The following is a 12989-nucleotide window of genomic DNA, read 5'->3' as shown; positions in this document are numbered from 1 at the left end:
GCCCAAAGTCAGGATAAGAAGCGAATCCAGAGAACCAGTTCTAATTACGGTCCTAGAGAGGGCACTTTGAATTATGCAATGGCATTGCGACTTGTTACGCCCGCGGAGTCCAAGCCCGCCGAGCACAAGCCAACAACTCGGCGGGCGTCACAAGTGAAGCCCCTACAATCCTGAACATCGAATGATGAATCCAACACTTAAAGCCTTCGTGATTGAAGACCAAAGCTAGACAATGGTTCATCCTTCAAAATTGGACGTTCGAAGTTCGATGTTCGACGTTCACTCCATGAATCTCTGTGACATCCCCGCATGGATTATCGCTTCAGAAGAATTCAACCAATCAAGCAGCCCCCTGCACATTGCAGGCGTGCGTGAATCGAATCGTGATTTTTTCAATAAACTTGAACAGTTTGAAACAGCATCCGAACGCGGCCGTATTTTTCACGAATACCTGGACGTCAAGTTCGCGCTCCATCAATGGAGTGAGTATACCGGCAAGGCACGTAGCAGTCTGCGCAACAGTTATCTTCGCTTTTTGGCTGGTTGGGGCATGGACAGCAATAGTATCGAAGGCGCCGTTATGAAAAACTGGGTACAAAGTCGTTTCGGCGTCGCACCCACGTATCACCGGGGCGTCTTGCATCAGTCGATCGATGGCGAAGAGGACCGACGCTTCGCCTATGATCGTATGAAAGGCAGTGCCCGCACCAACGCAATCGACGCCCAACTGGACCTACTCTACGAGTTTTGCCAATACGAATTGCTGCGTCGCTGGCCTGAGCAAAGTATGTTCACACTCTATCGAGGCACCAACGATCCCGAAGAACACCCGATTCGAAAGACGGAAAGTCGTCGTGAAAGTATCGTCCGCCTGAACAATTTAGTCTCCTTCACCAACGACCGAGAGCGCGCCTGGGAGTTCGGCTCAACAGTCTGGAAGACAACTGTGACCCGCGCGAAGATCATCTTCTTCAGCGGCCTACTCCCCGACAGCCTGCTCAGCGGCGAAAATGAATACCTCGCCATCGGCGGCGACTACCGTGTGCACGAACTACTCTATTAATCTCATGCCAGCACTCATAAGCAGCCCAGTTAAAAAGACACATACGGATCGCGTGCGCGACGGCATGTGGGGGCTACTGGTGGCCGATGCCTGCGGCGTTCCCTACGAGTTTCGCCATCCAAAAGACATTCCTCCCTTCGAGGAAATTAACATGCATCCGCCCAAAGGATACCTACGCAGTTACGCCCACGTGCCACTTGGCACCTGGTCGGACGACAGTGCGCAGGCACTCTGCCTCTATGCCTCGCTCAAGGAATGCGGCATGTACCACGCATACGATTTCACCGCACGTTTGATCAAATGGCATGACCGCGGATACATGGCAGTCGACAACTATGTCTTCGACATCGGCAATCAAACCACGTCTGCAATCGCCAAACTCAAAAAAGGCATGACCGCCCGCTACGCTGGACTCCGAGGCGAACGCAACAATGGCAATGGCTCACTGATGCGCTGCTTACCACTCGCTTTACTCCACGGCGGCAAAGACGTCTCACTCGTGATGGACGCACATGCACAATCCGAAGTCACCCACGCCCACCTACGCTCGCAAGTGTGCTGCGCGCTCTACTGCCTATGGGCCCGTCGGGAATTGCAAAATGCCCCTGATCCGTGGAACAGCGCCGTCAGCAGCCTGCGCAATATTTATCAAAAAGATCCCGCTTACGTGCGCGAACTCGAAACCCACATTCGCCCCGATGAACCCCCACACGGCCAAGGCACTGGCTACGTGCTCGACACCTTACACTCCGCCCGGCTCGCCTGTGAAGAAAAGGACTACGCCTCCGTCATTCGCCGCGCCATCGCACTCGGGCATGACACCGACACGACCGCCTGCGTCGCTGGTGGCATTGCAGGCATACGTCATGGTATCGAAAATATACCTACAAAATGGCGCAACGCTCTGCGCGGTGCCGAAATCTTAAACCAACTCGACTTGAGTCAGGCCGAAAAAAGATCACACACATCCAAACCACTAAAAACTAATAAATCATGTCAGAAGAAAACGTAGAAAAATTACTGCTCAAAGGCGGCGCCGATAAGGACTTTCGAGTCAAATATAACGTCGCAAAAACGAAGGAGGATTTCGTAGCACTCGCGATCGAAGATGGCTTTGAATTTACGGTAGCAGAATTGGAAGCCGTATTGAAAGAAGAAGAGCTCGATTTTGAATCCTCCGGCAACCCACGCTCACGTGCTGTTTGGTTGCGCTAATTGAATCGCAATGAGAGGCATAGTATCCTTTTACGGCAAACGCGGGTGCAAAGGTAACATCAACAAACGTAGAGCGGTGCTTTAGCCCGCGCCCGAACCAACAACAGCATCCACAGGGCACGCAACACACTGGAGCCTCAATAAGCCCTCTGGAGCTTGCCGCAAGGTAAAGACTGCCGAACCACTGGAACCACCGCGGGCGTCACAAGTGACGCCCCTACGAAAGGAAATCATGAAAACTCACACGACAAATTATGGCGAATTGAAAGGCATCACGAGCTCATCGCATTATGCGAGTGGCGCGTTAAAATCATGCATGTTGAATCAGAAGAACAGCTTACCCACTCCGATCGGCGAGTTGATTCCGCAATACAGCCCAGCTCAATTCGGGGAACGGCAGAAGAAGCACCGCAGCTCGATCGATTTCTTTGAGAATGGCCAAATCAAAAGTGCCGCTCTGGACAAACAGACCTTATTGAAGACTCCGATTGGTGAAGTGGCGGCAGAACTCGTCACTTTTTATAAGGACGGCAGTATCAACCGTGTGTTTCCGCTCAATGGATTGATCGACGGCTTTTGGTCGGAAGCCAACGAACGCGAAATGGCCGATGCGCTCCACCTCAACCTCTCCGTGGGTCAAGTAAATGCAAAAATCATCAGTCTACATTTCTACCCCAGCGGCGCGCTTAAATCCCTAACCTTGTGGCCCGGCGAAGCCATGGAGCTCGAAACTCCGCTCGGCCCGATCGTCTGCCGCACAGGTCTTGCGCTCTACGAAGACGGCACACTGCGCTCCGTGGAGCCAGCCAGCCCCGTCGAAGTGCCGACCCCCGTAGGCCTCATTAAAGCCTATGACCCTGAGATCATCGGCATGCACGCCGATCAAAACTCGCTCCAATTCAGCTCCACGGGACAACTAAGCGCAATCACCACCATCCACACTGGCATCCATGTCGTGGGCCCCGATGGTAAGGAAACCGACATTGAACCCTATGAAGCCCCCTCTTACATCGATCCCGAGCAATTACGCACAGTGCCGATGAAGCTAAGCTTTACGCCCGAGCGTGTTCAGATCGAAGCTCGCCAGTCCTATGATTACAGCCTGAGCCAATATCAGTTTGCACAATTCAAGCACACACGCGTGGTCAAAGCCGTCTGCGCCGGCTGCCCAGGCGACGAAAGCTGCTGCCAAAATGGAGGTGAAGGCGTGAGCGATTGCGGCGGCTGCGGCGGCTGTGGCTAGAAGCGAATATCGACAGAGAAGGCCGCCAATCTGGCCCAAATGGCAAGCATACGCACCAGAAACTTCTTACATAGAGTCAACTAGTTTGAATGCCTAAGGTATTGTTAATAATGCCAAATATCTCGTAGTTCTTAACAAATGCGGGCACAGTCTCCGAACCTGGACCGAAAGCAAAGAGCTCGACACACTCGGCAGTGTGCTTGCTCGAAGTCCAACCAACTGCAGTCATTTCTTTAATCTGCGGGCCAAAGGCTTCGATAAATGCCCCGCTCAAATACTTCGCCTGGGAGTCGATCGCACGTTGAACTATGGCTGCTTGGTCTGCGGTCGCATCGATGCCGAAGGCCATCTTAACGTATTTAGGCTCAAACTGCTGTGCCTCCATCAAACGCTGGTGCAACCATTCGAAGCTATACTTGATCTGATTGATCTGCTCTAGCGCGGGTCCACTATCATTATAGCTGACGCCGGCTCCATTGAGCTGGCAGCCCCCAGTGCCGTGGTCGGTCGTAATCACGAGCATGGTGTCGGGATGCGCGTCAATATACTCCAGCGCGACCGGAATACATGCATCAAACTCTAAAAATTCGCGCAAAATCGCCCCAGCATCGTTGGCATGGCCCGCGTGATCCACACGTCCAGCTTCGACCTGTAGTAAGAAGCCGTTTTCAGCCCGATCCAGCCGAGCCAATGCAGCACGGAACATATCGATCAAACCAGGTGTATCTGGCTCCACTCCATCGCTTTCTCGATCGATCATATAGGGGATGTGACTGTTTGCAAACAAACCGAGTAAAGGTCCCTGCCCCTTGGCGGCGGCTGCGAGTTCACTGCCATTTTTCACGTAAGTGTAACCCTGATCTTTAAATTGAGGAATGAGCTTGTTTACACTGCCGTCTTCTTGCTTTTGGGTGAAATGGCGTGCGCCGCCTCCGAGGATCACATCAATTCCGCGCTCGAAATACTGTTGCGCAATTTCATCTTCCATATTGCGCTTGGCCACATTGGCCGCAAAGCCTGCGGGCGTGGCATGCGTAACGCGGCAGGTCGTCACCAGCCCGGTGGCTTTACCGGCTTCCTTGGCATAGCTAAGGATCGGCTTCAGGGATTCCCCCCCGGGCGTGACATTAACGGCGCCATTGTTGATCCGTTGCCCGCAGCCCCACGAACTGGCGGCTGCCGAGGAATCGGTCACTGGCGAACTGGCGGACGCTGTGTCCTGATACGCACGATGAATGTCTTTGCGCTCGAAGAGTTGGATCCAATTCAGGGGCTGCTGTTGATGACGCAGCTTCCAATGGTGCGCCAGCCCCACAGTGCCATTGGACAAGCCGTCCACGACCAAGAAAATAACATTTTTAGCCTGTCCTGCAACCTTGGGCAACTTATCAGGATGATTTCCTGAAGCCGTAGCCGAACCTGTAAGCAGAGAAGCCGCACCAGCCAAGCCGGACATTTTCAGAAATTGGCGTCGAGAAGAAGGCGTAACATTTTCCATATAATATAAGAGCTAGCAGTTTAATCTCACTGCGAAAGCAGGAAATGCAGATTCTGGGCTATTTCACACTAAACATAAAAAAACGCCGCTCTCGCAATGAGAACGACGTTGAAAGATTCGAACGAGAGCCGAAAACTAGTCACGATAGCCTTCGATGTTGCCAGATTTGTAACGTTCCATCAAGAGACCAGAACCTGTAGAGCCTTCATAGGCAGTCTTTTGAGTCGCAGCTTCGTCACTCATCGTGCCAGAGCCAGTTGTAGTTGCGGCTTCCTCTGAAGTAGCCCCGTTATCATTAGATGCGCAGCCTGTAAAGAAGAGCGCGGCGATGAGAAGTGTAATAATGTGTGATAGTTTCATAATATATAATGAGTTGCGTCCCTACATTCTGCCATTTTTTCGATGATTGCAACACTCTTGAGGTTTATTCTTCAATTCAATTAGGGTCTCGCCTAATAATCAAACGCCTACTCACTGTTAAAATTAAGTACTAGGCGGGCTCTGACTTGCCTAAGCGCCCGAACCCTCACATGGTCAAAGATTTCACATACGATGAGCACCGCTAATACCACACACACACATCCCCGTTTCCCATATTTCAACCGTGAATTAAGCTGGTTGGCCTTTAATCGGCGCGTATTAGAACAAGCAGAGTCGACCGAGTACCCGCTGCTAGAACGTATGAAGTTTCTGGCATTCGTCAGCTCTAACCTCGACGAATTCTTCGAGATCCGAGTCGCGGGCTTACTGCAACAAGTAAAATCAGGTGCCATCGAGCGCGGCCCCGACGGCCTCGGCCCAAAGGAGCAGCTGCGCCGCATCCAGAGCATCTGCAAACGCCTAGTTGCCGATCAGTATGACTGCTGGGAGCAGCAAATCGTCCCAGGCCTGAAAGAGTCTGACATTCTATTTTCCAGTATCGATGAATTGACGCGCACCGAAAAAAAGTGGGTCGAAACCTACTTCGAAGAGCAAATATTTCCTGTGCTCACCCCACTGGCGATCGATCCGGCGCACCCTTTCCCGCAGCTGACCAATAAAGCGCTCTATATATTGGCGTCTATTGACGACCCGGAGACGCGTATCATCGAGCGCATGATGGCGATCATTCCGATCCCGCGTGTGCTGCCTCGCATCATCAAGGTGGGCGCGACGCGCCGTGGGAAGCCTGAAGTCTATGTGTTCCTGAGCGATATCGTGCAGCGCTTCATTAAGCGTCTGTTCCCTGGCTACCGTGTCACCTCGTCGGTGCCTTTCCGCATTACGCGTAATAGTGATCTCTACATTGATGAAGAAGAAGTCGAAAACTTGCTGCGAAAGATCGAGGAGGAGCTGATGAACATGCACAAAGGCGCAGCGGTACGTCTAGAGATCGCAAAGGGGGCCGACCCAGCGCTGATGCAAGAGTTCTTAGAGGCTATCAAGCTACAGCCGGAGAATGTCTATACCATCGACGGCCCGCTTAATTTCTTTCGTTTGATGAGTGCATACGACCTAATCGATCGCCCCGACCTTAAGTTTCCGCATCACACGCCCTATATGCCCAAAGAGCTCGAGAATCCGGAACGCATCTTCGAGCAAATCGCAACTAAGGACGTCTTGCTACATCATCCCTATGAGAGCTTCCAGCCCTTTATCGACTTTCTCAACCAAGCTGCACGCGACCCGCAGGTATTTGCCATCAAGCAAACACTCTACCGGACTTCCGGCGACTCTCCCATTATCAAGGCACTGATGGAGGCCTCCCGCCGGGGCAAGCAAGTCACCGTATTGGTCGAAATTAAAGCGCGCTTCGACGAGGCCAATAATATCCAGTGGGCCCGCCAGTTAGAAGATGTAGGGGTGCATGTCGTATATGGCTTGGTCGGCCTGAAGACACACTGTAAGACATGCATGGTCGTCCGCCGCGAAGGTAGCACCCTACGACGCTACGTCCATCTAGGCACAGGAAATTACAATCCAAAAACCGCTCGTCTCTACACAGACCTCAGCTTCTTTACCTGCAAGGAAGACATCACCAGCGAAGTGGCGGGCCTGTTCAACACACTAACCGGCTTCTCGCTCACTCCTAGCTTTAAGAAATTACTGGTCGCCCCCTTTACTCTACACAGCAATATGCAAAAGCACATCCGTGCCGAAACGCGTAATGCCAAGGCTGGCAAGCCAGCACGCATCATCGTGCAAACAAATAGCTTGGTCGACCAAGAGACCATTGACAACCTCTACCGCGCCTCCCAGGCAGGGGTAAAAATCGATCTGATCGTGCGCGGCATTTGCAATTTAGTGCCCAATATTAAGGGCGTCAGCGACAATATCCGAGTACGCAGTATCCTTGGGCGTTATCTAGAGCACAGCCGTATCTTCTACTTTGAAAATAGCAGTGGTAGCCAAGCGCACATATTTGCAGGCAGCGCGGACTGGATGCCACGCAATTTCTATCGACGCATTGAAGCGATTTTCCCGATAGAAGACCCCGATAACCGCCAACGTATAATCGACCTGCTTGACACTTACCTCAAAGACACTCGAAACGCACGCATCCTCCGGGCCAACGGATCCTACCACAAGCCCGCTCGCAAAAAAGGTGCCGAACTTTTCAGCGCTCAGGAGTCTTTCTTGCAACAGTTCGAAGCCAAGCGCGGCGCTCAAGCACAGCAGGAACTCACCGAGGACAGCAAGATCACACCGGTCACCGAAGTCGAAAATCCGGAATAAAACGCTCGGACCTCTCTGCGGCCACAGTCCAAACGAGTCCGTACCACCGCCGCTTAAAACTTTCGCCCTTTCAATTTCCTCCCAATTTCATATTCCAGAATAAATGTCCGCCGAATATAACGAAGATAGTATCAAATCACTCGACTGGAAACAGCACATCCGCCTGCGCCCCGGCATGTATATCGGAAAACTCGGCGACGGCTCGTCCTCCGACGACGGCATTTATATTCTACTTAAAGAGGTAATCGACAACTCGATCGATGAGTTTGTCATGGGCAACGGCAAGGTGATCGAGGTCAACATCGACGGCACCCACGTCTCGGTGCGCGACTACGGCCGCGGCATCCCTCTCGGTAAACTCAAAGACTGCGCCTCCAAGATTAATACTGGCGCAAAATACGATTCCGAAGCCTTCAAAAAGTCCGTTGGCCTCAATGGCGTCGGCATCAAGGCGGTCAACGCCCTCTCCTCCGAGTTTGAAATCCAAGCTTACCGCGAGGGCAAGACCCGCTGCGTCAGCTTTTCGCAGGGCGAAGTCGTCAACGAAGACCTAAAAGACCGCAGCGATACAGAATCCAAAGACGGCACCGCACTCCGCTTCGACGCCGACCCCGAGATTTTCGGCAGTGTCCGCTTCCGCGACGATTACGTCGAAGACATGCTCTGGAACTACGCCTACCTCAACAGCGGCCTGACCATCGTCTATAACGGCAAGAAGTTTAAGTCCGAAAAAGGCCTGCACGATCTGCTCGACAACAAGATCGACGGCGAGCCGATGTATCCAATCATCCACCTCAAGGATACCGACATCGAAATCGCCTTTACCCACAACGAATCCTACGGCGAGGATTACTACTCCTTCGTCAACGGTCAGCACACCACCATGGGCGGCACACACTTGGCCGCCTTTCGTGAAGCGCTAGCCAAGACCATCAAAGACTTCTATAAAAAAGACTTCGACGCCGTCGACATCCGCACCTCGATCTGTGCCGCCGTCAGTATTAAAGTCGAAGAGCCCGTTTTCGAATCACAGACCAAGACCAAGCTCGGCTCACAAGACATGGGCCCCAAGGGCCCCACCGTGCGCACCTTCATGAATAACTTTATGAAGCAGGCATTGGACAATTACCTGCACCGCAACCCCGAGACCGCCGAGATCCTCGGCAAGAAGATTCAAGAGTCCGAGCGCAACCGCAAGGAGCTGAAGGGCATTCAAAAGCTCGCCCGCGAGCGCGCTCGCAAGGCCAAGGTACACAACAAAAAGCTACGCGACTGCCGCGTCCACCTCGATACCAAAAAGGACGGCCGTCTCGACTCCACCCTCTTTATTACCGAGGGCGATTCCGCTTCAGGCTCCATCACCAAGGCGCGCGACGTCAACTCACAAGCGGTGTTCTCACTCAAGGGCAAGCCGCTCAACTCCTTCGGGCTGACTAAGAAAGTCGTTTACGAGAATGAAGAGTTCAATCTGCTGCAAGACGCCCTCAACATCGAGAACGGCCTCGAAGACCTACGCTATAACAATGTCGTGATCGCCACCGATGCCGACGTCGACGGCATGCACATCCGCCTGCTACTGATCACCTTCTTCCTACAATTCTTCCCCGAGCTGATCAAACAAGGCCACCTCCACATTCTACAAACGCCACTCTTTCGCGTGCGTAATAAAAAGGTGACTCGCTACTGCTACAGCGATGAGGAACGCCGCGCCGCAATGGAAGAGTGCAAGCCCAAGCCAGAAATCACCCGCTTCAAAGGCCTCGGTGAAATCTCCCCCGACGAGTTTCAACACTTCATCGGCAAGAATATTCGCCTGGACCCCGTCATTATCCCCAAGGGCATGACGATCAAGGAAATGCTCACTTTCTACATGGGCAAAAACACACCCGAGCGCCAAGAGTTTATCATCGACAATCTCAAGGTTGAAAAAGACAAAGTCGACGAAGCGGTAGCGTAAGTAGGCGTCGCGGCAAGTGTTCCTATTGTTGACTCCGTCATTTATTTAACGGAGAAACAACTAGTGAAAGCATCCATTACCCTATTCTACCTGTGGCTTCTGCTCACGCCTGCTTGGTTGCAAGCAGAGCCCGTTGCCGTAAAGGCATTGGAGACGATTGCCTGTAGTCCAACGATCCGCACAGCGACGGCGCTATATGACGATGGGCAGGGAAAACCCTCTGACTTCGAAACCGCCTTCGAGCTGTTTGAATCCGCCGCTGATCAAGGGGATCCAGTCGCACAGTATTACACGGGCCATATGTATCTGAATGCGCGTGGTACATTCCTCGACACAAAGGCGGCTTGGCGATATTTCAAACTGGCCGCCGACCAAGGCGTCGATCGCGCATACGGCAGACTGTCATACATGCTGACAAGGGGCTTATCTGTTGCAGAGGATTGGCCGCGCGCAATGCATTACTTACGAATTGCCGCACAATCAGATGTGCAGTCGATGAACAACCTCGCTAACTACATCATCGCAGGCAAAACCGCGGGAACAGAAGTAGAGGCACTCAACCTACTGAAAAAAGCCGTCGCAGCGAATAACGTAAATGCACTCAATAACCTCGGTTATTACCATACCTCAGGCACCCTCTCGCAGCCCGATCCTGAATATGGCATCCAGCTACTACTGCAAGCTGTCGAGCTCGGCGACACACATGCGCTGAACAATCTTTGGAGATTACGACGAGGGAGCTCCCACTTAGTTAAAAAAGAACACGCCGCCATTCAAAACTTGCCCAGTGTCACCAAGCACAGTGAAAAAGAGGCGTATAAATGGATTCGCGAGCCGGTAGCCGTCTATCGTCAGGCCGGAATCGAAGCAGGCCTAGACAGATTAGAAGATACATTAAACGTCTGGTTGCGATCCAATCGTCTCTATCCATTCCGCCGTCAAGTCTGGTGGGAAGCACAAGCATTGAGTGGCCGTGAAGACCCAGAATGGAGCTATCGCTTGTATCAGTGGCTCTATCAAAAATGCAAAGCTGACTACCTACGCAGAAATCCGAATAAGGTCTACCTCGACTCCGCGATGCTACACAATTTAAGCAAAGAACAACTCGCCACTGGACGCATCGCGGGTATGGCGCAGACCAGCGAATGGGTCTATCAAGGTTTCCTTGCCAACGAGTGCATCGAACTCAACTTACGACCTGCTGAGGCCATGCAACTCGGCCAGCCTAAACTGCCTCGAACCCGGCAATTACAGACCATGGTCCATATGCAACCAGGCTCCCATAACAGCAAAACAAAAATTGGCACTCCCCTATTCCATGGCGATATTTCCGGACTCATCGTGTTACCACGAGCCGACCTCTACCAAGGTGCATGGCGGGGCACACTGGGTTACACTCAATGGATTCGAGATTGGGTCGATGCCGTCCTTCGCCATGGTATCGAAAACGCAGTCTCACGCCCCAATGAAGTTTGGCAGACACAAGCAGATGCCGCGTTCCTCGACGCTCAAGTTTATGAATGGCTCGGCTTCTACGATAAAGCACTTCAGCAATATGCCATCCCCATAGACAGCAATCAAAGCGGATATGCTTACCGCCACTTACATGAGGCGCGCACACGACAAGTTCGGCTCGAACTAAACAGTCATCAATCTCCCAGTGAAAACCTGGAATCTTTACAAACCCTGCGACAACTTCGAAAGGACAACAAATTCGACACAACAAGGGCTCCGCTTGAGGTGGACCTAGCCATCGCCAGCCTGCTTCGCCATGAGGGCCAACATCAAGCCGCCCGTGAAAAACTCGACGACGTGCTCTCAGCGGCCACCTCAGAGCGGCTCTTTCTCGCAAGGATTGATGCACTGCGCCAACGCGCGATCTGGGGCTTAGCCGACCAAGACACCACTCAGGTCGAAGACGATTTAATACAACTACTGCAGCTAAGCAGATCCAAAGGGCTCAAAATCAACGAACCTGAACTCTACCATCTCTATGCACGCCTGAAAGCCAGCCAGGGTGACATCGCCGCCGCCATCGACCTACAGCATACTTCCATCGAATTCTGTGAATCGATCGACCTCTACACATGGCTCCCTCTACGTTACCTAGAGCTAGCCGAATGGTATCAGCAAATTGGCAACAATGCGCTAGCAGAACACTACCAGCAACTGGCTCGAAAGCTCATCAATCAACCCGACGCCGAATATCCGCAATGGATCAGCAAAGCGACCAAAGACAGATTGCAGCAAAACTCGTCCACAAACAATACGGTAAAAACGCCCAACGTAGATACTCGACAGCAGCAAAAGCCGCCACGCACGGCCTCGTCCTCCGGCGCGATAACCAGCGTCCAAGCGATCGACCTCCAACCAGTGAAACTCGTCTCGGTTCCAATTCAGGGCAAACCCGCGCTTGGCCTTTTCACACTCACAAACTCGAGTGTAAATACTCAAAGCCTGCAGCTAACTGCGGCTGGGCACATCCAGCATTTCCAGGCAACTTCGCAGGGCGACTATCAACTAAGCCTCAATATGAACAAGGATTTCACCCTACGCAGCCTTGATGTCGAGCTGCAGGGCAACACTCAATATTTGATCTATGTCGACGCACCGGCAGGTCAAGAACCATTGGATTTAACACTCACCACAACTCCAGACGAAGGGCAGACTCAACAAGCTACTTTTCAATTCCACGAAAGTGGTGACGCAAATAAAAACGCCGTCATCAATGCCGCCTACCTCGAGGGTAATCCATTTTATATGGTCAGCGTGTTCCACCTCCTACAGCGGAGCGAGCAATCATCCGCCACCTCGCTGGACCTACGTATTCGCGCCTCCACCCCCGCGCGAATCGAAGCTTACAGCGGTGATGGCGAACTCATTTTCATCGATGCCGATGGCGACGGAACCTTCACTTCCCCCGGCGATATTCTGCGTAGCGACACCGATGGCGACGGGCACCCCAATGTCCCATTCCTAGCTGACAGTGACAGTTCAAGCTTAGAGCTCATGATCTTGCCAGAGAGCCTACCAGTCAACGGGATGCTAGACATACACATCGAAAGCCAAAGCGATCAAGGCTGGCGTAGCGATTCCGTCGATACGATCCACTACCATGATTAAGGTAATTCATGTATCCTAATCACGATTCCCCGATCCTCGCCAGCGATGAATTAACCAAACTGCTTAGTCAAGCCGGAGCCCCCCATAGTGCGACGGCCACTAATATTGAACAAACTGAAAATCGTCTAAAAAGATACAAAGCGGTCTCCCGCTATCTCAAAAACTAAGCTACACC

9 protein-coding genes are annotated in these 12989 nt (G+C 52.4%); 7 read left to right on the top strand and 2 right to left on the bottom strand.

The window, feature by feature from the left end; all coding sequences use genetic code 11:
• Nucleotides 1-286 precede the first annotated feature (286 nt).
• The 4 genes from QEH52_RS16465 to QEH52_RS16450 all read left to right on the top strand — a co-directional run bounded on the left by QEH52_RS16465 (nucleotide 287) and on the right by QEH52_RS16450 (nucleotide 3521).
• Nucleotides 287-1063, top strand: a complete 777-nt coding sequence (locus QEH52_RS16465) for an NAD(+)--dinitrogen-reductase ADP-D-ribosyltransferase (protein ID WP_308951930.1) — start codon at nucleotides 287-289, stop codon at nucleotides 1061-1063.
• 4 nt (nucleotides 1064-1067) lie between these two features.
• Nucleotides 1068-2075, top strand: a complete 1008-nt coding sequence (locus QEH52_RS16460; RefSeq protein WP_308951929.1) for an ADP-ribosylglycohydrolase family protein — start codon at nucleotides 1068-1070, stop codon at nucleotides 2073-2075.
• The gene (locus tag QEH52_RS16455) at nucleotides 2057-2278 is read left to right on the top strand and encodes a Nif11-like leader peptide family natural product precursor (RefSeq protein WP_308951927.1); all 222 of its coding nucleotides are present in this window, start codon (nucleotides 2057-2059) and stop codon (nucleotides 2276-2278) included. Before QEH52_RS16460 ends, QEH52_RS16455 begins: the two co-directional genes overlap by 19 nt.
• Before the next feature lie 232 nt (nucleotides 2279-2510).
• Nucleotides 2511-3521: a hypothetical protein gene (locus QEH52_RS16450; RefSeq protein WP_308951924.1), complete on the top strand. Its 1011-nt coding sequence runs from the start codon at nucleotides 2511-2513 to the stop codon at nucleotides 3519-3521.
• A 76-nt stretch (nucleotides 3522-3597) separates the two neighbouring features.
• Here the strand turns inward: QEH52_RS16450 and QEH52_RS16445 are convergent, their stop codons facing one another.
• Both QEH52_RS16445 and QEH52_RS16440 read right to left on the bottom strand, forming a co-directional pair.
• Entirely contained in the window at nucleotides 3598-5019 is a 1422-nt protein-coding gene (locus QEH52_RS16445; RefSeq protein ID WP_308951923.1) for an alkaline phosphatase, read from the bottom strand.
• Between the two features lie 135 nt (nucleotides 5020-5154).
• A complete protein-coding gene (locus tag QEH52_RS16440; RefSeq protein ID WP_308951922.1) occupies nucleotides 5155-5379 on the bottom strand; it encodes a hypothetical protein in 225 nt (74 codons plus the stop codon).
• 192 nt (nucleotides 5380-5571) lie between these two features.
• Here QEH52_RS16440 and ppk1 point away from each other — a divergent pair, with 192 nt between their 5' ends.
• The 3 genes from ppk1 (at nucleotide 5572) to QEH52_RS16425 (ending at nucleotide 12814) form a co-directional block, all read left to right on the top strand.
• Nucleotides 5572-7734 carry a polyphosphate kinase 1 gene (gene ppk1 / locus QEH52_RS16435; protein ID WP_308951921.1) on the top strand — a complete coding sequence of 721 codons (2163 nt, stop codon included), beginning with the start codon at nucleotides 5572-5574 and terminating at the stop codon, nucleotides 7732-7734.
• Between the two features lie 103 nt (nucleotides 7735-7837).
• Entirely contained in the window at nucleotides 7838-9691 is a 1854-nt protein-coding gene (locus QEH52_RS16430; RefSeq protein ID WP_308951920.1) for a DNA topoisomerase IV subunit B, read from the top strand.
• 63 nt (nucleotides 9692-9754) lie between these two features.
• Entirely contained in the window at nucleotides 9755-12814 is a 3060-nt protein-coding gene (locus QEH52_RS16425) for a tetratricopeptide repeat protein (RefSeq protein WP_308951918.1), read from the top strand.
• The last annotated feature ends 175 nt before the right edge of the window (nucleotides 12815-12989 follow it).

The sequence above is a fragment of the Thalassobacterium maritimum genome (assembly GCF_031127805.1).
Classification (GTDB): Bacteria; Verrucomicrobiota; Verrucomicrobiia; order Opitutales; family Coraliomargaritaceae; genus Thalassobacterium; species Thalassobacterium maritimum.
This window is presented reverse-complemented; position numbering and strand designations above follow the sequence as displayed.